The organism is Agrobacterium sp. RAC06 (assembly GCF_001713475.1).
Taxonomy (GTDB): domain Bacteria; phylum Pseudomonadota; class Alphaproteobacteria; order Rhizobiales; family Rhizobiaceae; genus Allorhizobium.
Window position 1 is genome coordinate 3302936 of record NZ_CP016499.1, and the last position, 20435, is coordinate 3323370.

A 20435-nucleotide genomic window follows, 5' to 3' on the forward strand; every position below is an offset into this window, starting at 1 on the left:
AGGGCGGCAAGGAAAAGCGGCAAGCTTTTCCCGCCTCATCGCCGAATTGTGAATGGATCAGGCCAACCAGTCGGGCACGCTGTCGAGCGCGATCAGGTCCTCATAGGTCGGACGCGGGCGAATCACGTGGAACTCGTTGCCGTTCACCAGCACCTCCGGCACCAGCCGGCGGGTGTTGTAGGTGCCGGCCTGCACGGCGCCATAGGCACCAGCCGAACCGACAGCGATCAGATCGCCGGGCTTCGGCATCGCCATCTCGCGGTCGAGCGCCAGGTAGTCGCCGGTCTCGCAGACGGGGCCCACGACATCGGCCTTGATACGCGGGGCGTTCGCTGCCGAAATCACCACGGGTTTGATCTCGTGATAGGCCTCGTAGAGCGTCGGGCGGATCAGGTCGTTCATCGCCCCGTCGACGATGACGAAGGTCTTGTCGCCGCCGTCCTTCACATAGATGACCTCGGTCACCAAGATACCGGCATTGCCGACGATCAGGCGGCCGGGCTCGGTGACGATGCGGCAGTTGAGGCTCGACAGCTGGTCCTTGACGATCCGGGCATAGGCATCCGGCTCCGGCGGCGGGTTGTTGTCGTCCTTGTAGGGAATGCCAAGGCCACCGCCGACATCGACGTGATCGATGGTGTGGCCGTCGCCGCGCAGCGTCTCGACGAGCTCGCGCAGCAGGCGGAAGGCGTCTTCGAAGGGCTGCAGATCGGTGATCTGGCTGCCGATATGCATGTCGATCCCGGAAACCTTTATGCCGTCCAGCGTCGCCGCCCGTGCATAGACGGCACGCGCGCGCTCATAGGAAATGCCGAACTTGTTTTCCTTCTTGCCGGTCGAAATCTTAGCATGGGTCTTGGCATCGACATCAGGATTGATGCGGAAGGAGACATGCGCCTTTTTGCCGGCCTTGATAGCGCGCTGGTTCAGGATTTCCAGTTCCGGCTCGCTCTCGACGTTGAAGCAGTAGATGCCGGCTTCGAGCGCCAAATCCATCTCGCTCGGCGTCTTGCCGACGCCGGAGAACATGATGCGCTCTGCCGGGATGCCGGCTGCCAGCGCGCGGCGGAGTTCGCCTTCCGAGACCACGTCCACGCCGGCGCCGAGGCGACCCAGCGTCTTCAGGACGGCCTGGTTGGAATTGGCCTTCATCGCGTAGCAGACGAGGGCATCGACGCCGTCGAAGGCTTTTGCGAAGACCTTGTAGTGGCGCTCCAGCGTCGCGGTCGAATAGCAGTAGAAGGGCGTGCCGACGGCACGTGCGATTTCGGGAATGGCCACGCCTTCGGCGTAAAGAACGCCGTCGCGATACTCGAAGTGGTTCACGGGTTAAGCCCTGTCAAAGAAGCGGATCGAGAAGGAAGGGGCTGTCCGGCGTTGCCGGCGCCTCGGCGCCACGCTGGTTCTGCTGGCTGGCAGGGGTGCTCGGCGGATCGAGATCGCCCTTGCGGCCGCAGGCGGACAGAGCCAGCGAGGCGGCCAGCGCAATAGAGAGCGTAAGCGTCGTGCGTTTCAGCGAATTCACCATGACCCGGTCCATAGAAATGTTGTTGCTCTAGGCTCTAGCGAAAAAAGGGGCGCTTGTGCACCCCTGATCTCGTGATGATTGGCAAGCGTTCGCGTGATCGGTTGCCTTATCAGTTTCTGGCCCGCCACCAGGCAATCTGCTTGCGCACTTCCGAGGGCGCGGTTCCGCCAAAGCTCTTGCGGCTCGCGACCGAGGCTTCCACCGTCAAGACGTTGAAGACGTCGGCCGTGATTGCCGCATTGATGCTCTTGAGTTCTTCCAGCGAAAGCTCGGCTAGATCGCAGCCCTTCCTCTCGGCCATGGCAACCGCATTGCCGGTCACATGGTGCGCATCACGGAAGGGCAGGCCGGCTTCGCGGACCAGCCAGTCGGCCAGATCGGTCGCGGTCGAGTAACCCGAACCGGCAGCCGCCTTCATGCGGTCGGTGCGGATGGTCATGTCGGTGACCATGCCGGTCATGGCGGCAATCGCCAGTTCCAGGCTTTCGGCGGCGTCGAAGACCTGTTCCTTGTCTTCCTGCATATCCTTGGAATAGGCGAGCGGAAGGCCCTTCATCACGGTCAGAAGCGCAATCAGCGAGCCGTTGATGCGGCCGGTCTTGGCGCGCACCAGTTCGGCGGCGTCCGGGTTCTTCTTCTGCGGCATGATCGAGGAGCCGGTCGAAAACGCGTCCGACAGCCGGATGAAGCCGAATTGCGGCGTCGACCAGATGACGATTTCTTCGGCGAGCCGCGACAGATGTACCGCGCAGATCGAGGCGATCGACAGGAATTCCAGTGCAAAGTCGCGGTCGGAGACGGTGTCGATCGAGTTGCGGGTCGGCTCGCGGAAGCCAAGCGCCTTCGCCGTCATGTGGCGGTCGATGTTGTAGCCTGTGCCGGCAAGCGCTGCAGCACCGATCGGGCTTTCGTCCAGATGTTCGATGGCGTGGCGCACGCGCTGGCGGTCACGGCCGAACATCTCGACATAGGCCATGCAGTGATGACCGAAGGTCACCGGCTGGGCCGTCTGGAGATGTGTGAAGCCAGGCATCACGGTGTCTGCATGTTCTTCGGCGCGGTCGAGGAAGGCCGCGATCAGGCCGGACAATGCCTGTTCCGTCTTCTGCAGCTCTTCCTTCACCCAGAGGCGGAAATCGAGTGCCACCTGGTCGTTGCGCGAGCGGGCCGTGTGCAGGCGACCAGCGGCCGGGCCGATCAGCTCGGCGAGGCGGGCCTCGACGTTCATATGGATGTCTTCGAGCTTGCGCGAGAAGACGAACTGACCGCCCTCGATCTCTGACAGGATCGTGTCCAGGCCGTGAAGGATCTTGTCTTTATCTTCGTTCGAGATAATGCCTTGGTGCGCCAGCATGGTCGCATGCGCCTTTGAGCCGCGGATATCCTGGGCGTAAAGCTTCTTGTCGAAACCGATGGAGGCATTTATCTCCTCCATGATGGCCGAAGGGCCCGAGGCGAAGCGACCGCCCCACATCTGGTTGGAGGATTTGGTGTCTGTAAAGTCCTCGGCCATGAAGTGCCCGTCCTGGAGAATGACATGACAGAAAAAAGACCTGAGGGTCTCTTCCCCACCAAGCTGGTTGCGATTGCGGCGGTAGCCGGCATCGTCGCCGGCGCGGCTGCGGTATACGTGAAGCAGACCATGTCTGGCAATGCCGTGGAGACAGCGTATGCCGCGCAATGCGAGGGTTCTGTCGCCAGGGCAGAAGCCATCACGCCCTATCTGAAAGGCGATGTCGCAGCGATGATCCCCGTCAGCGAACCGAAGCTCATCCAGGGTCTTACCTTCCAGGACAAGGAAGGTACACCGATGACCATGGCAAACTTCGCCGACAAGACGGTGCTCATCAATCTCTGGGCCACCTGGTGTGTGCCCTGCCGCGAGGAAATGCCCGCCCTCAACAACCTGCAGGAGGCAACTGGTGGGGAAGCCTTCCAGGTACTCGCCATCAACATCGACACCGGCGATGTCGAAAAGCCGCAGACCTTCCTCGAGGAAACCGGCGTCGACGCACTCGGCCTCTATCGCGACGCCTCCATGGGTGTCTTCAATACGCTGAAGCGCGAGGGGCTTGCCTTCGGCCTGCCGGTAACATTGCTCGTAGACGGCAAGGGCTGTCTGCTTGGCAGCATGAACGGCCCTGCCGTTTGGGACGGCGCGGACGCCAAGGCGCTGGTGACGGCTGCCGCGACGCAGTGACCGAATTCTAGCGCATGAGGTGAGGGAAGCTGTCCGGCCTTGCTCGGCAGACGGCGCCGTGCTCGCTCACTAGGCTGCTTTCGGCAGAGGCGTCAGGCTATTCTCGACCCTGGCAATCAGGTCGCTCGCCGGCAAAGGCTTGGCGTAGAGATAACCCTGACCCTCCTTGATGCCGAGGTCCAGGAGCTTGCTCCGCTGTTCTTCGGTCTCTATCCCTTCGGCCACGACCTCCATGCCGAATTTCTCGGCAAGCGAGATCAATGCTTCGACCAGAACGCTGGACTTCCTGTCCAGGGCCACGCTGTCGACGAAGTACTTGTCGATCTTCAGATACTGGGCCTGAAGGGCATGAAGCGATGAAAGTCCGTTATGCCCGGTTCCTGCATCGTCGATCGCCAGCCTGATGCCAAGCGTTGCCAGTTCCCGCGCAACCTGCAATGCAGACTCGAAGTCGGAAATCGGCTGACGTTCCGTGATCTCGATGACTAGCTGGGTGGGGTTCAATCCGGCTTTTGCGATCATTGCGGCCAGATTTTCGACAAATCCTGCACCGAGAAGCTGGTCCGGGGTCACGTTGAACGAAAGCTTGAGTGTCTCGTGGCGTCGGAGCAAGTCGCCGATCTCTGAGCCTGCCCTGCCGAGGAGGACTGATGTCAACGTGTCGATCCGACCATTGTTCTCGGCCAGCGGAATGAAGACTGCCGGCGAGACGCTGCCGCCATCGGGCTTGGTCCAGCGTGCCAGCATTTCGAAACCGGTCATCCGGCCGGTCGCAAGGCAGAAGAGCGGCTGGTAGACCGGATGCACATGTCCTCTGGAAAGAGCGTCGTCCAGCTGCCGCAGCGGCGTTGGCGGACGCACCAGACCTCTGGCGCCGAGATAACCCAGTCCGAGCGAAAACAGCCCGGCGATCACGATGATGTCGCTGCCGAAGCTGCTGTTCCAGGACCCGATGACAGCTTCTTCGATCATCAGCCTGACGCGGATGGGATAGCGCTCGGAGGCTTTCATGAATTCGCCAAACGGTCCGTCCAGTCCGGCAGCACCCTCTGGCTCGTAGCTCGATACGACCTGCTGATTGCTGAGCGTCATCTCCATCAGGGCATGGTCGCGCAGCTCGCCGGGCAGGATGTCGAAGAGAAGGCCTGCCGTGGCGAGGAAGGCGGTCAGGCTGCCATCCTCGGTCGTCCATCGCACCATCAGGCCTTTCCATTCCTCGGCCTCGATGGGAGCCAGTTCATAGGCGGGATTGATTGCGGGCACTGGATCGGAAGCAGCGAGGGCCGCCTGAAAGACCTGTTCATGGGCATTGTCGGCCCAACATGTCGCCTTTGCCGAGGAAACACGGATTTCCCGGATGGAGACGGAACGGAAGGCTATGTCTTCAATGGCCTTGTTGACGGACGGCGAGCAGCCATAGGGACCCTGTGCGCCAAGCTCGCCCATGCTCATGACTGCAAGATCGATCTGGCGTTCCAGCCGGATCACAGCGGCCGTCAATATGTCATTCAGTTGCTGCCGGTTCGCCTGAGCGACGAAAGACTGCGCGATCAGCCAAAGACTGCCAGCGACGAGCGCCGCAAGCGCGAGGGACGCTGCGGTCAATTTCAGTCGAACTCTCGTCGTCACGCTGCCACCCATGATGGCAAGGCTGGCAAACAATCCTTAAGATTGGCTCAAAGACCCAAGCCTGAACCGTCTCTGGATCATTCACAATCAGGAGAGCAGCGCGGAGCTTGGCTCACAGCTCGTAAATCCGCGGCCGCAGGATTTCGATGAAGCCCTGATCGCCCTTCGCCTTGGCGAAGTCGGGGGACACGTCGAATTCGACGATCGTGTCGCCCGCGGTCTTGGCCAGCACCCGGCGCGAGCCCGGGCGGTCAAGAACCCGCTGGATTGTCGCTGCCACACCCTTCGATGCGTCGTCGCTCCACACGACATCAGTCGGACGGAAAAGAAGCTCGGCCGGCCCGTCCTTCAAACCTTCCGCGGCATAGGTCATGTTGCCGACGGTCGCCTGTCCATTCGATACACTCGCCTTCAGCGTGTTGGTGTCACCGAGGAAGCGCATGACGAAGGCATTGGCGGGATGGCGGCAGACCTCTTCCGGCGTGCCCTGCTGAACGATTTTACCCTTCTCAAGGATCACCACGCGGTCGGCGAGGTCGAGTGCCTCTTCCTGGTCATGGGTGACGAAGAGCGTGGTGATGCCCAGCTCGTCATGGATCGAGCGCAGCCAGCGGCGCAGGTCGCGGCGGACATTGGCGTCGAGTGCGCCGAAGGGCTCGTCGAGCAGCAACACGCGCGGATCGACGGCGAGTGCACGGGCGAGTGCCACGCGCTGCCGCTGGCCGCCGGAGATCTGGCCGGGGAAACGTTCGCCGAGACCGGAAAGCTGGACGAGGGAAAGCAGGTCTTCGACACGACGGTCTATTTCGGCCGTCGAGCGCTTTACCTTCGACACCTTCATGCCGAAGGCGATGTTCTCGGCCACGGTCATATGCGGAAACAGCGCGTAGTGCTGGAACACGAAGCCGACGCCGCGGTCGCGCACGGGAATGTTTGTCGCATCCTCTTCTCCGAAATGGATCTGGCCGCCATCGGCAAATTCCAGGCCGGCCACCATGCGCAGGATGGTCGTCTTGCCGGAGCCCGAAGGGCCGAGCAGCGCCACGAGTTCGCCGCTCTTGATGTCGAGGGAGACGCCATGCACGGCGCGGAAGGTTTCGAAGGTCTTGACGACCGTGTCGAGGCGAATGTTCACGAATTCATCTCCGAAGTATTGCCGGCGAGCGTGGCCGGTCGGTTCCGGCGTCCTGCGCCCTGGCGTTCGAGCAGAACCTTGGCCACGAGCGTTACCAGTGCCAGCGCGGCGAGCATTGAGGCGGCAGCGAAGGCGCCGACGGCGTTGTAGTCCTGGTAAAGCAGCTCGATATGCAGCGGCAGCGTGTTGGTCTGGCCACGGATGTTGCCGGAGACGATCGACACGGCGCCGAATTCACCCATGACACGGGCATTGCAGAGCACCACACCATAGAGCATGGCCCATTTGATGTTGGGCAGCGTCACCGACAGGAAGGTGCGCAAACCGCTTGCGCCCAGCGAGGTTGCGGCCTCCTCGAGATCGCGCCCCTGCGCCTGCATCAGTGGGATCAGTTCACGGGCGACGAAGGGTGCCGTCACGAACATTGAGGCGAGCACGATGCCCGGCAGGGCAAAGAGAACCTTCAGCCCGGCGCTGTCGAGGGTGGGGCCGAAAATTCCCTGCAGGCCATAGACGAAGAGATAGGCGACGCCTGCCACGACCGGCGAGACCGAGAAGGGGATCTCGATCAGGATGGTGAGCAAGCGCTTGCCGCGAAAATCGTGCTTGGTGATCGCCCAGGCGGCGGCCACGCCGAAGATAGTGTTGATCGGCACCGCGATCAGCGCTGTCAGTACCGTCAGCCAGATCGCATGACGCGTGTCGGGGTCTGCGATCGTCTCCAGGAAATAGGGAAGCCCCCTGGAAAACGCTTGGATGCCGATGACCGCCAGGGGCGCTACGACGAAAAAGGCCACAAGCACGAGGACCATGCCGATCAGCGTGTATTTGAAGAGGGGCGCATCGCCGACGCGTGGCGGGCGTCGATTGTTCGTGACGTGGCTCATGGTTCAGCCTTTCACCGTGTAGCGCAGCGCGCGGGCCTGCATGTAGTTGGTGACCGCCAGCATCACGAAGGCGGCGATCAGCATGACGGAGGCGATCGCGGCGGAGGCTGGATAGTCGTATTCCTCGAGTCGGATGAAGGCGAGAAGTGCCGTGATCTCGGTCGAGAAGGGCTGATTGCCGGCAATGAAGATGATCGCCCCGAATTCGCCGAGGCTGCGGGCGAAGGCGAGCGATGTGCCGGCAAGCAGCGCCGGCGTCAGAAGTGGCAGGATCACGCGGCGGAAGATCGAAAGGTCGCTGGAGCCGAGCGTCTGGCCGGCCTCTTCGAGCGCCGGATCGAGCTCTTCAAGCACCGGCTGTACCGTGCGCACGATGAAGGGCAGGCTGGTGAATGCCATGGCAATCATGATGCCGAGCGGCGTATAGGCGACCTTGATGCCGATCTCGCCCAGTGCTGCGCCAAACCAGCCGTTGGAGGCAAACAGGGTGGTGAGCGAAATGCCAGCGACGGCCGTCGGCAGCGCAAACGGCAGGTCGACCAGCGCATCGACAATGCGGCGCCCTGGGAAACGATAGCGCACCAGCACCCAGGCGAGCGCCAGGCCGAAGACGAGGTTGAACAAGGTCGCGACCAGCGCCGAGCCGATCGTCACGCCATAACTCGCCACAGCGCGTTCGGAAGAGACGATGCGCCAATAGTCTGCGGGTCCGAGGCTCGCGGCCTTGAAAATCAGGGCTGCCAGCGGCAACAGGATGATGATCGCGGCATAGACCAGCGTGATCCCGAGGGACAGTCTGAAGCCCGGCAATACGCGGCGTTTCAACGTCGTCGTCCTTTCATGAGAAAACCGGCGGATGATCCGCCGGTCCTGAAATCGATTGGAGACCGTGCTTAGCGGCTGCCATAGATCCCATCAAGGATGGCACCCTCTGCGAAATGCTCCTCGGAAACCTTGGCCCAGCCGCCGAAGACGTCTTCGACGGTGACGAGACGGATCTCGGGGAACTGGTCCTTGTATTCGGCAGCGACCGTCTCGTCATGGACGCGGTGGCCGAAATCGGCGGCGATCTTCTGACCTTCCGGCGAATAGAGGAAGTCGAGATACTTCTTGGAGAGTTCCTGGCTTCCCTTGGCATCGGCGACCTTGTCGACGATCGCGACCGGGAATTCGGCAAGCAGGCTCACCGACGGCACGACCTGCTGGAACTTGTCCTCGCCATACTGCTTGGCGATTGACTTGGTCTCGGCTTCGAAGGTGATGATCACGTCACCGGTCTCGCGCTCGACGAAGGTCGTCGTCGCGGCGCGGCCACCGGTGTCGAAGACCGGCACGTTGTCGAAGATCTTTTCGACGAATTCCGTCACCTTGGCCTCGTCGCCGGCAAACTTCTCCTTCGCATAGGCCGTTGCCGCCAGATAGGTGTAGCGGGCATTGCCCGAGGTCTTCGGGTTGGGGAAGATCACCTGGACGTCGTCGCGGGCGAGATCGTCCCAGTCCTTGATGTTCTTCGGGTTGCCGGCGCGTACCAGGAAGGACGGGAAGGAATAGAAGGGCGAGGCATTGTTCGGGAATTCCGACTGCCAGCCTTCGTTGATGAAACCGTTCTTGGCCAGGAATTCGACGTCCGTCACCTGGTTGAAGGTGACGACGTCGGCTTCCAGACCCTCAACGATGGCGCGTGCCTGGCGCGAGGTACCGCCATGCGACTGATCGATGCTGACGCCCGGATTGGCCTTGATGAAGGCTTCGTTCTGGGCGGCGAAGATCTCGCGGGCGATGTCATAGGAGGCGTTGAGCAGCTTGTCTGCGGCGCTGGCCGAAACCGGCAGGGACAGGGCGGCGAGGGCGGCGCTCAAGAGTAGGAGGCGTTTCATGGACTGGTACTCCGGGATGCGGGGGATCTATCTGCCCCGCAAACTAGAGGGTCGGCCCGCCCCTTCCGAGGAATGGCCGACCAATGATTGCCCGGAGGGGCAAATATCTTTCCGCCGGAGGGGCCCCCGCCGGAATGGTCCATCAGCGCGTCGGAACCGGCACTTCGCCGCGGTAGTCGTAAAAGCCGCGGCCCGACTTGCGACCCAGCCAGCCGGCCTCGACATATTTGACCAGCAGCGGGCAGGGACGGTACTTCGAGTCCGAGAGGCCCTCATGCAGCACCTGCATGATCGAGAGGCACGTATCGAGACCGATAAAATCGGCAAGCTGCAGCGGGCCCATCGGGTGGTTGGCGCCGAGCTTCATTGCCGTGTCGATCGCTTCGACCGAGCCGACGCCTTCATACAGCGTGTAGATCGCCTCGTTGATCATCGGCAGCAGGATGCGGTTGACGATGAATGCCGGGAAGTCTTCGGCGACCGTGATCGTCTTGTCGAGCGAGGAGACGAAGTCCTTGGCGGTGGCGAAGGTGGTTTCATCGGTTGCGATGCCGCGCACCAGTTCTACGAGCTTCATGACCGGGACCGGGTTCATGAAATGGATGCCCATGAAACGCTCCGGCCGGTCGGTGGCCGAGGCGAGCCGGGTAATCGAGAGCGACGAGGTATTCGTTGCAATCAGTGCCTCTGGCTTCAGAACCGGGCAGAGTGTCGCGAAGATCTTGCGCTTGACAGTTTCATCCTCGGTCGCTGCCTCGATCACGAGATCTGATGGAGCGAGGTCGTTGACGTCCGACGAGCCGGAGATCAGCGCGAGTGCGGCCTTGCGATCCTCGTCAGTGATCTTGCCATTGGTGACCTGTCGGGCGAGGTTGCCGTTGATGGTAGCGAGGCCTGCCTCGATCCTCTCCTTGGAGAGATCGTAGATCGTGACCTTGTAGCCGGCGGCGGCGGCGACCTGGGCAATGCCACAGCCCATCTGGCCGGCACCCACGACACCCACATTGCTGATCTTGTCCGTCATCGTCTCGCTCCTCACCCGTTCTCGTCTTCACTCAAGAAGATGGCACCGACAAAAATGCCGGACCCGCTCATCGCGGACCCGGCTGATTGATAGACCGCAAAGGTTTCTTTGACCAGTCCTTTCGCAGTTGCGAAAGGGCGATCAGAGCGCCTTCTCGAGCTCCGGCAGGGCCTCGAAGATGTCGGCGACGAGGCCGTAATCGGCAACCTGGAAGATCGGTGCTTCCTCGTCCTTGTTGATCGCGACGATGACCTTCGAGTCCTTCATTCCGGCGAGGTGCTGGATGGCACCGGAGATGCCGCAGGCGATGTAGAGCTGCGGGGCAACCACCTTGCCGGTCTGGCCAACCTGCCAGTCGTTCGGGGCATAGCCTGCATCGACGGCCGCACGAGATGCGCCGACGGCGGCACCCAGCTTGTCGGCTACAGGCAGGATCACTTCCTGGAACTTCTCCGAGGAGCCAAGCGCACGGCCACCGGAAATGATGATCTTGGCCGAGGCCAGTTCCGGGCGGTCGGACGAGGACAGCGCATCGGAAACATAGCTGGATACGCCGGTGTTTGCAGCGGCAGCAATGCTTTCTACGGCAGCAGACCCACCTTCACCGGCAGCGGCGAAGGAGGCTGTGCGAACGGTGATCACCTTCTTGGGATCGGTCGACTGCACGGTCTGGATGGCGTTGCCGGCATAGATCGGACGCTTGAAGGTGTCGGCAGAGACCACTTCAGTGATTTCCGAGACCTGCATGACATCAAGCAGGGCTGCGACGCGCGGCATCACGTTTTTGCCGACCGAGGTCGCGGCCGCAATGATCGTGTCGTAGGAGCCGCCAAGCGAGACGATGAGGGCCGCCAGCGGCTCTGCAAGGTTGTTGCCGAGCGAAGCGTCGTCGGCGAGCAGCACCTTGGAGACGCCCGAGAGCTTTGCAGCCGCATCGGCGGCAGCCTTGGCGCCGGAGCCGGCGACCAGGACATGCACGTCGCCACCGATCTTGGTGGCGGCCGTGAGCGCCTTCGCGGTCTGTTCGGAGACGGTCGCGTTGTCGTGTTCTGCGAGAAGAAGAATAGCCATTTTACGTTTCTCCTGTCCGTTCCGCTTACAATACGCCGGCTTCGTTCTTGAGCTTGTCGACAAGCTCTGCCACCGACTTCACCTTGATGCCCGCCTTGCGGCCACCCGGCTCCTCGGTCTTCAGAACCTTGAGGCGCGGTGCGACGTCGACGCCGAAGTCGGCCGGGGCCTTCTTGTCGAGCGGCTTCTTCTTGGCCTTCATGATATTGGGCAGCGAGGCGTAGCGCGGCTCGTTCAAACGCAGGTCGGTGGTGACGATCGCCGGGAGCTTCACGTCGATGGTCTGGAGACCGCCGTCGACTTCGCGGGTGACGGTCGCCTTGTCAGCGCCAAGCTCGAGCTTGGAGGCAAACGTCGCCTGGCCCCAGCCGAGGAGAGCCGCCAGCATCTGGCCGGTCTGGTTCGAATCGTCGTCGATCGCCTGCTTGCCGACGATGACGAGGCCCGGAGCCTCAGCCTCGACCACGCCCTTCAGGAGCTTGGCTACGGCGAGCGGCTCGACGGCTTCGTCTGTCTCGATCAGGATGCCGCGGTCAGCGCCCATGGCGAGTGCGGTGCGGATGGTTTCCTCGGCCTTGGCCGGGCCAATCGACACGATCACCACTTCTTCGGCCTTGCCGGCTTCCTTCAGCCGCAGCGCCTCCTCGACGGAGATCTCGTCGAAGGGATTCATGGACATCTTGACGTTGGCGAGCTCGACGCCTGAACCATCTGGTTTGACGCGGATCTTGACGTTGTAATCCACAACCCGCTTGACTGGGACGAGTATCTTCATGGGTTCCTCTCTTCAAATCTTCTGCCGGAAAATGCGCGCTGATGCGCTCCGCCGTTTGTCGATTGGCGACATCGATACGCATTTTTTTCCCAAACACAACGATCGATGCCGTTTGACGGACAGCAATAATTTACGTTGACGTTCACGTCAATACTTTGCCGCCGCGACCTCTTGTCATCGTCCCCAGTGGGTGACCTTGCGAACCGGTTGCGATGCCGTGGTTTTTGCGCCGTTTTCTGCCTCGTCCCTCTCCCAGGCTCTCGTGTCGCCGGCCGGTCTTTGCCCCCAGGGGCCTACTGTGGCGACATCCACGGTGGGCGCGGCGTGTTCGACAGCCTTGGGTGTCACGATCGCCCGATCGAAGAGCGGCACACCCGGACGTCGCAAAAAGAGCACCAGGATCGCACCGGCGATGATGCCGCCGACATGCGCGCCCCAGGAGACATTGCTGTCACCGTCGATCACCAGCATGACGAATTGCTGGCCGACCCAGAAGAGAAGCGGGATGAAGGCCGGGAGCGGCAGCGGAAAGCGCATGAAGACCAGCACCCAGACGCGCACCTTTGGGTGCAGCATCAGATAAGCCGCAACCACGCCCGATACCGCGCCCGACGCCCCGATCAGCGGCGCTTCGCTCGCCGGCATAACCAGCCCATGCACGAGCGCGCCGGCGGCCGCGCAGGCAAGGTAGAAGAACAGGAACTTGAAGTGCCCCATCGCATCCTCGACATTGTCGCCGAAGACCCAGAGGAAGAGCATGTTGGAGCCCAGATGAAGCCAGCTGCCATGCAGGAAGGAATAGGTGACATAGGTCGCCCCCTCCGGCACCAGCACCAGCCGCGGATCGAGCTCGGCAATATCGAAGGCGACGGCCGGTATGAAGCCCATGCCATAAACCCCGATCTCGTAGAGCGCCTCCGGTGCCAGTGTCGCCAGCGCATGGGTCACGACATTGGCGAGAATCAGCCCCAAGGTCACATACTGCTTGCGGATGTGCTTCAGCGCGTTTCGGTCGTGCAGGGGAATGAACATCGCGCCTCGTCGGGTTCGCCGGAGATGGGTGCGTAGAACCTAGCGCAGCTTGGGGGATGGGGACAGGGGGAGGTTGCCATGTAGGCGGCTCCCACCTCCCCCTTAGCGGGGGAGGACGGAAAATCGAAGGCTTGAGGTCCGCGCAAGCCGCCTAAACTTCAGATTTTCCAAGAGAGGGGCAAAGTTGCGCGGGCAGAAACCTCAGCAGGCCCCCTCTTGCGAAATCTGAGGTTTGCCCCTGATCGGGCCAATTCCCCGATTTCGGTTTCTCCCCCGCAAGGGGGGAGAAATGTCGTCGCCTACCTGTTCTTCCCCGGCACCCACAGAATATCCGCCTTGCCGCCGTCATTCGCATGACGTGCTGCCACGAACAGAAAATCCGACAGCCGGTTCACATATTTCAGTGCCGGTGCGCCGACTTCCTCACCGTCGAAGCGGGAGAGTTCGACCATGATGCGCTCGGCACGACGCGAGGTGGTGCGCGCGAGGTGCAGATAGGCTGCAGCGGGCGTGCCTCCCGGCAGGATGAAGGATTTCAGCGGATCGAGAGCGGCATTCAGCTGGTCGATTTCCTTCTCGATCCGGTCGACCTGGGCCTCGATGACGCGGAGCGGCTCGTAGGAGAGGACCTCGCCGGTTTCGGGGGCGGCGAGATCCGCGCCGAGGTCGAAGAGGTCGTTCTGGATGCGCATCAGCATGGCATCGAGTTCCGGCATCTCTCCCGTATGGAGCCGGGCAATGCCGATCGCTGAATTCGTCTCGTCGATCGTGCCATAGGCGTCGACGCGCAGGTCGTGCTTCAGGCGGCGCGGGCCTGTCACCAGTGCCGTGGTGCCGTCATCGCCGGTGCGGGTGTAGATCTTGTTGAGCTTGACCATGGTTTCAGCGTCCCCCGCCCGTCAGCCAGAGTGTGAGCATGATCAGCGCGATCGCGATCGCCTGCAGCACGATACGGGCCTGCATCAGTTTGTTGGATGTATTGCCGTCGCCGCCTTTCAGCATGTTGAAGAGGCCTCGCAAGAGGACGAGGGCGACAAGCCCCATGACGATGATGGCGAGGACATAGGTGAATGTGGACATAACGTGGGATGAGCCTTTGTTCGTCGCCGGTCAGTCCAGCGAGCGCATCAGTCGATAGAAGAGGTCGGCCGGAAGCCAGCGCTTGATCAGGGCCCCCTGCTTGGCCGGCTTGGTCACGAGATAATGTGGGCGGGCACGCCGGGCGGTCAAGGCGTGGGTGAGGACTTTGTAGACGGCCTCCGGCCCGAGTTTGTGGCGGTTGACGGGGCCTGTGCCATCGAGTCGCGCCAGTTGCCGGCGGTAGTCCTCGGCATGAACCGAGTTTTCGAGGTCGATCACGCGGCGGATGTGGTGGAGCGCATTGGCGGTGAAGCGGCTTTCGATCGGGCCGGGCTCGATCAGGCTCACCTGCACGCCGGAGCCCTCGAGTTCCATACGAAGTGTGAGCGAGAGGCCCTCGAGCGCAAACTTCGAGGCCGTATAGGCGCCGCGCCAGCGATAGGGGATGATGCCGAGGATCGAGGAGCATTGCACGATGCGGCCTGATCCTTGCGCTCGCATCGCCGGGATCACCCGACGGGTCAGGTCGTGCCAGCCGAAGAGATTTGTCTCGAACTGCTGCCTGAGCGCTTCCGTCGGCAGATCCTCCACCGCACCCGCCTGGCCATAGGCGCCATTGTTGAACAGCGCGTCGAGCCGGCCCCCTGTGCGGTCGAACACGGTCGCGACAAGGGTTTCGATGCTGGCTGTGTCGGTGTAATCCATTACGAGGGCCTCAATACCCTTCGCCTCGAGCGCGCCCAGGTCTTCCGGCTTGCGCACCGTCGCAAAGACCCGCCAGCCGTCGCGCTTGAGGGCCTCGGCACAGTAGGCGCCGATGCCGGAGGAACAACCGGTGACGATGATGCTCTTCACGGGGAAAACCTCGTTATTGCTTTGCAAACGGCGATGGGTTTCCCATATTCGGCCCCAGCCTGCAATCGTGCCCCGCGTTCTTGAGGAGACTGGATGCCGACTTTCCTGCGTATGCTCTACAAGGTCGGCTTTGACGCGTTCTGGCATTTCACCGAGGACGACGGCTGGGCGATGGCGAGCCATGTCGCGCTGTCGGCTATTCTTGCGCTTTTTCCATTCCTGATCTTCGGCACGGCGCTTGCGAGTTTCCTCGGCGCCGACCAGTTCGCCGAGACGGCGGTGCATCTGATTTTCGACACCTGGCCGGAGACCATCGCCAAGCCGCTGTCCGACCAGGTGGTGCAGGTGTTGACCATTCCGCGCGGTGGGCTTCTGACCATCTCGGTGCTGGCAGCCGCCTATTTCGCCTCGAACGGGGTGGAGGCGCTGCGCGTCTCGCTCAACCGCGCTTACCGGGTGGCGGAGACGCGGCCGTGGTATGTGACGCGGCTCGTCAGCCTCGGTTTCGTGCTGGCCGCCGTCGTCGTGCTGGCGGCGATCAGCGCGCTCCTCGTCGCCGTGCCCGTAGCGCTCGCCTATGCGGAAAAGCTCTTTCCCTTCCTCAAGGATTTTCTCGCGACCGTCGCCAACTGGCGGGTTTACGGAACCGTTCTCTTCCTCGTCCTGGCGCTCGTGGTCTTCCATCTCGGCCTGCCGGCCGGCCGGCGGCGACTGATCGACGTTCTGCCCGGCGTGCTCCTGACGCTGGCGCTCTGGCTGGTCGGCGCACTTCTCTTCGCCTATTACCTCGCGTCCTTCGCCGATTATGCGGCGACCTATGCCGGTCTTGCCTCGATCATGATCGTGCTGGTCTTTCTCTACATGGTCGGCGCGATCTTCATCATCGGCGCGGAGTTCAACGCGGCACTGATGAAATTCCGGGTGGTGCCGGTGAAGGGGACACCCGCAGGGATCTCAAATCCCGACCATGGCGCGAATATCTGACGGCGTCTTGCCCTCTGCCCTGAGCGCCGACAAGGCCGTGTCGCCGAGGCTTTTCGACAGCTTGCGGCCATCGGGCCCCAGGATCAGCCGGTGATGGTGGTAGACGGGTACGGGCAGGCCGAGCAGGGTCTGCAGCAGTCGATGGATCGAGGTCGCATGGAAGAGGTCGAGACCGCGCACGACGTTGGTCACGCCTTGGGCTGCATCATCGAACGTGACGGCCAGATGGTAACTCGAAGGCGCGTCGGAGCGCCAGAGCACGACATCGCCCCAGGCGGCCGGATCCGCCTCAATCTCGCCTGTCGGCCCATCGCCGGTTTCCTGCCAGGTGAGAGGTTTTTCGATGAGACGCTGCGCCTTGTCGATGTCGAGCCGCCAGGCATAACGTTCGACCGTTGCCAGTTTGTCGCCCCGCTCGGCCTCGGACAGCATGCGCTCCTCTGTCGGATAGAGCGGTGCGCCGTCCGGGTCGCGTGGCCAGGGGCCACCCTCGCGCTCGAAGGCTGAGACACGGGCCTTCACCTCGCCGCGGGTGAGAAATGCGGGATAGACCAGCCCCATTGCTTGCAGCCTATCGAGAGCTTCGCGATAGAGGGGAAAGTGTTCCGACTGGCGGCGGACGGGCCGTTCGAAGGGGATGCCGAGCCAGGTGAGATCGTCGATGACCGCCTGTTCGAAGTCCGGCGTGCAGCGCGTCAGGTCGATATCCTCGATGCGCAGCAGAAGGCGCCCGCCCGTTTTTCCGGCCATATCGGCGTTCACAAAAGCAGAGAGCGCATGGCCGAGATGCAGCCGGCCATTGGGGCTCGGCGCGAAACGAAAGACGGGGGCATCCTGTCCGGTGGTTTGACGATCGCGTTCGGTCATGCTTTTCCTTCGCATGAGAGTGGAATGAGGAAAAGGGGACGGATTTGACGACGATCCGATGCGAGGCCGATCTCGCTGCGGGGCTTTCCCTTTTGCTGACACGCGATCCCCGGCTCTGTCCGATCGCAGACGCCTGCGGTCCGCTGCCGCTTCGCCTGTCGCCGCCGGGATTTGCGGGGCTCGCCTCGATCATCGTCTCGCAGATGGTGTCGCGGGCCAGCGCCGACGCGATCTGGCGGCGGATGACGGCGGTCCTGGGGAACCGGCCGCTGGCGGAAGATTATCTGGCGCTCGGGCCCGAGCTGATCGGCACATTCGGCCTGTCGCGCGGCAAGGCGCAGGCGCTGGAAGAGGCCGCCAAGGCCGATCTCGGTGGACCCTTCCGGCTCGACGAGCTGGCAGAAATGCCGGCGGAGACCGCGATCGCGGCGCTGACGGGGCTCAAGGGCATCGGTCCCTGGACGGCCGAGGTTTACCTGATGTTCTGCGGCGGCCATCCGGACATCTTCCCGGTCGGCGACGTGGCACTTCGGATCTCGGTGGGCGATGTTTTCTTCGCCGGAGAACGGCCTGCCCCCGAACTTGTGGCGGAGCTGGCTGAAGTCTGGGCGCCCGCCCGATCGGTCGCCGCAAGGCTGTTCTGGGCTCATTATGCCCGCATCACAGGCCGCACTGCCTTGCCCCGCTGAGGGCGCGCCGAGAGGTCGCAAGGCGGCTCAAAGATTCAGGCTTCACAATGCTGTAACAACGGACCTAATATAGAAGGGCAGATGCCGAATCGATCAGGAGTACCCCTTGACGATTGCAGTTTCTCCCCAGGCCCTGCCGGCGCTCGTCCTGAATGCCGACTACCGGCCACTGAGTTATTATCCCTTGTCGCTCTGGTCCTGGCAGGACGCGATCAAGGCGGTCTTCCTCGACCGTGTGAACATCATCGCCGAGTATGATCACTCCGTCTGCTCGCCGAGTTTCTCGATGCGACTGCCGAGCGTGGTTAGCCTCAAGACCTATGTTCAACCGACCCGGAATCCGGCCTTCACCCGCTTCAACGTCTTCCTGCGCGACAAGTTCGAATGCCAGTATTGCGGTTCGCCCGACGATCTGACCTTCGACCATGTCATCCCGCGCGCCCATGGCGGCGAGACGACCTGGGAGAATGTCGTGGCCGCCTGCTCGCCGTGCAATCTGCGCAAGGGATCGAAGCTCCCCAGGCAGGCCGGCATGCATCCGCATCAGGCACCTTACCGGCCGACGGTGCAGGATCTGCACAACAACGGCCGGCTCTTCCCGCCGAACTACCTGCACGAAAGCTGGATGGACTATCTCTACTGGGATACCGAACTGCAGCCTTGAGGTCAGGCGGCAGCGCGGCTGAAGGCGGCACGGATTGCGCCGCCTCGGATCCGCTTCAGACAGCGGGCTTGCGGAAGACGCCCCAGAGCGCAAGCGCGGCAAGGGCTGCACTCGTCAGCACATTCCAGCCGGCAAAGGACAGGCCGAGCACGCGAAGCGTCGCTTCGGTGCAGGAGGGCGCCTTGGTGGCGTTCAAGGCTTCCAGAACGTTGACGGGCGTGTCGCCACCGGTTGCGCCGATCGCGCAGGTTGACGGGCCTTCCCAGAACTTCCACTCGACGCCGGAATGGTAGATGCCCATGCCGACGCTGATCAGCATGGTGATGGCGATGGCGATCAGCAGGAGCTTCGTGACGACTGGCGGCAGGCGGAAGACGGTTGAAAGGACGGCCAGGACGCCGATTCCAATGCCGATATAGTAGGGATTACGCTGCATCAGGCAGAGCGCACAGGGGATATAGCCGCCGATATGCTCGAAGCCGAGCGCGGAGCCCACGACGAGCGCCATGCCGAAGGTAAGCAAGGCGGCAAGCGCGCCATCGGACTTCAGGGGTATTAGGATCGAGTTCATCTGCAACACTCTCACAGGGCGAATTTCACGAGGTAGAAGCCGCCGATCAGCAGCAGCATAAAAAGGGTAAAAAGAAGACCGAGATATTTCTCGATGAAGAGGCGAATGGATTCGCCATAGAGCTTCAGCAGGAAGGCTACGAGGAAGAAACGGAACGCGCGGCCAATGATGCTGACAATGGTGAAGACCAGGAAATTCAGCCCCGTGGCGCCGGAGAAGATGGTTAGGACCTTGTAGGGGAAAGGTGTGATCGCAGCAAAGAGCACCCCCCAGCCACCCCAGGTGTTGTACCAGCCCGCCACCTGTTCGAAGGCATCCTCCTTGCCGTAGAAGGCGAGGATAGGGCGTCCAATTGCCTCGAACAGGAACATGCCGATGGCATAACCGAGAAATGCACCGAGGACGGATGCGAGCGTGCAGAGGAGGGCCAGCCTGAACCAGTGGTCCCGGCGCTTGATGACCATAGGGATGAGCAGGACATCCGGCGGGATCGGAAAGAAGGAGCTTTCGATGAACGAGACGCCAGCAAGGGCCCGATCGGCGTGGCGAGTGCCGGCAAGCGACATCGTCCAATCATACATACGACGCAGCATTGAGGCTTCCGTGGGTAGATGGTTCACGGCGTTCTAGGGGGCGCATGGCTGCCTGTAAATGGTGCTGGCGCCGCGTCGGACGCGAGCGTTGAACGTTTGCGTGAAGGGATGCTCGAAAAAGGCGTTGACCGCTGCACCCCGGCTCGTATAGTCCGGCGCTGTCCATCCGACGCTCATGTGCCCCATTGGCGGAACTGGTAGACGCGCTCGACTCAAAATCGAGTTCCGAAAGGAGTGCTGGTTCGATTCCGGCATGGGGCACCACAATCTCAAAAAGGCAGAAGGCATGAGCAATACCGGCAAGAAGATCCGTATGGCGCAGCCCGTGCAGCAGGTGGTGGTGGATGCAGGCCTGTTGCCGAAGGTGCCGGCTCAGCCCGTTGCCGCCAAGGGTAAAGGCAAGCCGCAGACGGCTGCATCTCTGGCCGCGTCGCCTGTCGCCCCTGTCGAGGGCAAGCAAAAGATCAACATCGTGGCACCCGTTGCGCCGCAGGTTGCGGCCATGCGCCAGAAGCTTCGGCAGCAGTCGGTCCAGTCGCAGGTCGCGCGTATCGATGCGGCGATCGAGGCCGGTACGGTTTCGCCCGCCGATGCCAAGGCACTGGTTCTGACGCTTGCGATGAAGCGGCTCGGCGCGAAGGAGGCGGCGGAGAAGTGGTATCGCAGCCAGAAGCTCGAACCCTTCGCCGGACGGACGCCGGCGCAGATGGTGCGTGCCGGTGAGTTGAAGGCACTGGTTGCCTTGATGCGCGCAGAGGGCGCCCAAGCCAAGGGCTGACCTTTGCGGCCGGCCCGTGCGCTTCGATGTGCAGACGTTTCCGTTTTCGGGTCAGCCTATGTCCTCGCCTGGCAACCGGTTTCCTGGCCATTCCAACGTCGATCCTTCTCCCGTTTGCCGGTCGTTTACGCTGAGATGAGCGGCTTATTGTGCGCTTGCGAGATGAGTGTTAGCACTGACAGCATGACGATCCGGA

Annotated in this window: 23 protein-coding genes and 1 tRNA gene; 6 read left to right on the forward strand and 18 right to left on the reverse strand. The window is 62.3% G+C overall.

What is annotated here, in order from left to right; all coding sequences use genetic code 11:
• Positions 1-57: 57 nt before the first annotated feature.
• From lysA to argH, 3 genes are all read right to left on the reverse strand, one after another.
• Positions 58-1326 (reverse strand): diaminopimelate decarboxylase, encoded by a 1269-nt coding sequence (lysA, locus tag BSY240_RS15865; protein WP_054149913.1) that lies wholly within the window; start codon positions 1324-1326, stop codon positions 58-60.
• A gap of 13 nt (positions 1327-1339) precedes the next feature.
• On the reverse strand, positions 1340-1528 hold the full coding sequence (lptM, locus tag BSY240_RS15870; protein WP_054149963.1) for an LPS translocon maturation chaperone LptM: 189 nt from the start codon (positions 1526-1528) through the stop codon (positions 1340-1342).
• Positions 1529-1637: 109 nt separating this feature from the next.
• Entirely contained in the window at positions 1638-3041 is a 1404-nt protein-coding gene (argH, locus tag BSY240_RS15875) for an argininosuccinate lyase (RefSeq protein ID WP_069042926.1), read from the reverse strand.
• Between the two features lie 24 nt (positions 3042-3065).
• Between argH and tlpA the strand changes: the two genes are divergently transcribed.
• A complete protein-coding gene (gene tlpA, locus BSY240_RS15880; protein WP_069042927.1) occupies positions 3066-3728 on the forward strand; it encodes a thiol:disulfide interchange protein TlpA in 663 nt (220 codons plus the stop codon).
• 69 nt (positions 3729-3797) lie between these two features.
• On the opposite strand, the gene BSY240_RS15885 is transcribed toward tlpA, so the two are convergent.
• The 12 genes from BSY240_RS15885 to BSY240_RS15940 all read right to left on the reverse strand — a co-directional run bounded on the left by BSY240_RS15885 (position 3798) and on the right by BSY240_RS15940 (position 15093).
• Positions 3798-5357, reverse strand: coding sequence for an EAL domain-containing protein (locus BSY240_RS15885; RefSeq protein WP_171901581.1), 1560 nt, complete (start codon positions 5355-5357; stop codon positions 3798-3800).
• 112 nt (positions 5358-5469) lie between these two features.
• The gene (locus BSY240_RS15890) at positions 5470-6492 is read right to left on the reverse strand and encodes a sulfate/molybdate ABC transporter ATP-binding protein (RefSeq protein ID WP_054149917.1); all 1023 of its coding nucleotides are present in this window, start codon (positions 6490-6492) and stop codon (positions 5470-5472) included.
• A complete protein-coding gene (gene cysW / locus BSY240_RS15895) occupies positions 6489-7379 on the reverse strand; it encodes a sulfate ABC transporter permease subunit CysW (protein ID WP_069042929.1) in 891 nt (296 codons plus the stop codon). The genes BSY240_RS15890 and cysW overlap by 4 nt, the downstream gene beginning before the upstream one ends.
• 3 nt (positions 7380-7382) lie before the next feature.
• Positions 7383-8204, reverse strand: a complete 822-nt coding sequence (gene cysT, locus BSY240_RS15900) for a sulfate ABC transporter permease subunit CysT (RefSeq protein WP_054149919.1) — start codon at positions 8202-8204, stop codon at positions 7383-7385.
• A 68-nt stretch (positions 8205-8272) separates the two neighbouring features.
• Positions 8273-9256 carry a thiosulfate ABC transporter substrate-binding protein CysP gene (gene cysP / locus BSY240_RS15905; RefSeq protein WP_069042930.1) on the reverse strand — a complete coding sequence of 328 codons (984 nt, stop codon included), beginning with the start codon at positions 9254-9256 and terminating at the stop codon, positions 8273-8275.
• Positions 9257-9398: 142 nt separating this feature from the next.
• Complete coding sequence (locus tag BSY240_RS15910) at positions 9399-10280, reverse strand: 3-hydroxybutyryl-CoA dehydrogenase (RefSeq protein WP_054149921.1); 882 nt, start codon at positions 10278-10280, stop codon at positions 9399-9401.
• Positions 10281-10421: 141 nt separating this feature from the next.
• On the reverse strand, positions 10422-11351 hold the full coding sequence (locus BSY240_RS15915) for an electron transfer flavoprotein subunit alpha/FixB family protein (protein WP_069042931.1): 930 nt from the start codon (positions 11349-11351) through the stop codon (positions 10422-10424).
• A 25-nt stretch (positions 11352-11376) separates the two neighbouring features.
• Positions 11377-12126 (reverse strand): electron transfer flavoprotein subunit beta/FixA family protein, encoded by a 750-nt coding sequence (locus BSY240_RS15920; RefSeq protein ID WP_054149923.1) that lies wholly within the window; start codon positions 12124-12126, stop codon positions 11377-11379.
• 174 nt (positions 12127-12300) lie between these two features.
• Complete coding sequence (locus tag BSY240_RS15925) at positions 12301-13158, reverse strand: rhomboid family intramembrane serine protease (protein ID WP_069042932.1); 858 nt, start codon at positions 13156-13158, stop codon at positions 12301-12303.
• A 299-nt stretch (positions 13159-13457) separates the two neighbouring features.
• Positions 13458-14036 (reverse strand): cob(I)yrinic acid a,c-diamide adenosyltransferase, encoded by a 579-nt coding sequence (locus tag BSY240_RS15930; RefSeq protein ID WP_054149925.1) that lies wholly within the window; start codon positions 14034-14036, stop codon positions 13458-13460.
• 4 nt (positions 14037-14040) lie between these two features.
• Complete coding sequence (locus BSY240_RS15935; protein WP_006728764.1) at positions 14041-14238, reverse strand: twin transmembrane helix small protein; 198 nt, start codon at positions 14236-14238, stop codon at positions 14041-14043.
• 30 nt (positions 14239-14268) lie between these two features.
• A complete protein-coding gene (locus BSY240_RS15940; RefSeq protein ID WP_069042933.1) occupies positions 14269-15093 on the reverse strand; it encodes an SDR family oxidoreductase in 825 nt (274 codons plus the stop codon).
• 93 nt (positions 15094-15186) lie between these two features.
• Between BSY240_RS15940 and BSY240_RS15945 the strand changes: the two genes are divergently transcribed.
• The gene (locus BSY240_RS15945) at positions 15187-16077 is read left to right on the forward strand and encodes a YihY/virulence factor BrkB family protein (RefSeq protein WP_069042934.1); all 891 of its coding nucleotides are present in this window, start codon (positions 15187-15189) and stop codon (positions 16075-16077) included.
• Here the strand turns inward: BSY240_RS15945 and gluQRS are convergent.
• Positions 16048-16944: a tRNA glutamyl-Q(34) synthetase GluQRS gene (gene gluQRS / locus BSY240_RS15950; protein WP_069042935.1), complete on the reverse strand. Its 897-nt coding sequence runs from the start codon at positions 16942-16944 to the stop codon at positions 16048-16050. The two genes, BSY240_RS15945 and gluQRS, sit on opposite strands and share 30 nt — an antisense overlap.
• 44 nt (positions 16945-16988) lie before the next feature.
• On the opposite strand from gluQRS, the gene BSY240_RS15955 reads away from it, so the two are divergent.
• Positions 16989-17633, forward strand: a complete 645-nt coding sequence (locus tag BSY240_RS15955) for a DNA-3-methyladenine glycosylase family protein (protein ID WP_069042936.1) — start codon at positions 16989-16991, stop codon at positions 17631-17633.
• 106 nt (positions 17634-17739) lie between these two features.
• Positions 17740-18297: an HNH endonuclease gene (locus BSY240_RS15960; RefSeq protein WP_054149929.1), complete on the forward strand. Its 558-nt coding sequence runs from the start codon at positions 17740-17742 to the stop codon at positions 18295-18297.
• Between the two features lie 55 nt (positions 18298-18352).
• Here BSY240_RS15960 and BSY240_RS15965 read toward each other — a convergent pair whose 3' ends face one another.
• Both BSY240_RS15965 and BSY240_RS15970 read right to left on the reverse strand, forming a co-directional pair.
• Entirely contained in the window at positions 18353-18868 is a 516-nt protein-coding gene (locus tag BSY240_RS15965; protein ID WP_054149930.1) for a disulfide bond formation protein B, read from the reverse strand.
• 11 nt (positions 18869-18879) lie between these two features.
• On the reverse strand, positions 18880-19461 hold the full coding sequence (locus tag BSY240_RS15970; protein WP_054149931.1) for a YqaA family protein: 582 nt from the start codon (positions 19459-19461) through the stop codon (positions 18880-18882).
• 179 nt (positions 19462-19640) lie between these two features.
• Here BSY240_RS15970 and BSY240_RS15975 point away from each other — a divergent pair.
• A tRNA-Leu gene (locus BSY240_RS15975) sits at positions 19641-19725 on the forward strand.
• A 22-nt stretch (positions 19726-19747) separates the two neighbouring features.
• A complete protein-coding gene (locus BSY240_RS15980; RefSeq protein ID WP_150127486.1) occupies positions 19748-20239 on the forward strand; it encodes a hypothetical protein in 492 nt (163 codons plus the stop codon).
• Positions 20240-20435 lie beyond the last annotated feature (196 nt).

What these genes read in the sequence shown, in the direction of transcription:
- cysW (WP_069042929.1), bottom strand. Translation starts at nt 7,379, where the DNA reads ATGAGCCACGTCACGAACAATCGACGCCCGCCACGCGTCGGCGATGCG.
- lptM (WP_054149963.1), bottom strand. Translation starts at nt 1,528, where the DNA reads ATGGTGAATTCGCTGAAACGCACGACGCTTACGCTCTCTATTGCGCTG.
- BSY240_RS15925 (WP_069042932.1), bottom strand. Translation starts at nt 13,158, where the DNA reads ATGTTCATTCCCCTGCACGACCGAAACGCGCTGAAGCACATCCGCAAG.
- BSY240_RS15910 (WP_054149921.1), bottom strand. Translation starts at nt 10,280, where the DNA reads ATGACGGACAAGATCAGCAATGTGGGTGTCGTGGGTGCCGGCCAGATG.
- BSY240_RS15970 (WP_054149931.1), bottom strand. Translation starts at nt 19,461, where the DNA reads ATGCTGCGTCGTATGTATGATTGGACGATGTCGCTTGCCGGCACTCGC.
- argH (WP_069042926.1), bottom strand. Translation starts at nt 3,041, where the DNA reads ATGGCCGAGGACTTTACAGACACCAAATCCTCCAACCAGATGTGGGGC.
- tlpA (WP_069042927.1), top strand. Translation starts at nt 3,066, where the DNA reads ATGACAGAAAAAAGACCTGAGGGTCTCTTCCCCACCAAGCTGGTTGCG.
- BSY240_RS15930 (WP_054149925.1), bottom strand. Translation starts at nt 14,036, where the DNA reads ATGGTCAAGCTCAACAAGATCTACACCCGCACCGGCGATGACGGCACC.
- BSY240_RS15945 (WP_069042934.1), top strand. Translation starts at nt 15,187, where the DNA reads ATGCCGACTTTCCTGCGTATGCTCTACAAGGTCGGCTTTGACGCGTTC.
- cysP (WP_069042930.1), bottom strand. Translation starts at nt 9,256, where the DNA reads ATGAAACGCCTCCTACTCTTGAGCGCCGCCCTCGCCGCCCTGTCCCTG.
- BSY240_RS15935 (WP_006728764.1), bottom strand. Translation starts at nt 14,238, where the DNA reads ATGTCCACATTCACCTATGTCCTCGCCATCATCGTCATGGGGCTTGTC.
- BSY240_RS15980 (WP_150127486.1), top strand. Translation starts at nt 19,748, where the DNA reads ATGAGCAATACCGGCAAGAAGATCCGTATGGCGCAGCCCGTGCAGCAG.
- BSY240_RS15915 (WP_069042931.1), bottom strand. Translation starts at nt 11,351, where the DNA reads ATGGCTATTCTTCTTCTCGCAGAACACGACAACGCGACCGTCTCCGAA.
- BSY240_RS15965 (WP_054149930.1), bottom strand. Translation starts at nt 18,868, where the DNA reads ATGAACTCGATCCTAATACCCCTGAAGTCCGATGGCGCGCTTGCCGCC.
- BSY240_RS15920 (WP_054149923.1), bottom strand. Translation starts at nt 12,126, where the DNA reads ATGAAGATACTCGTCCCAGTCAAGCGGGTTGTGGATTACAACGTCAAG.
- gluQRS (WP_069042935.1), bottom strand. Translation starts at nt 16,944, where the DNA reads ATGACCGAACGCGATCGTCAAACCACCGGACAGGATGCCCCCGTCTTT.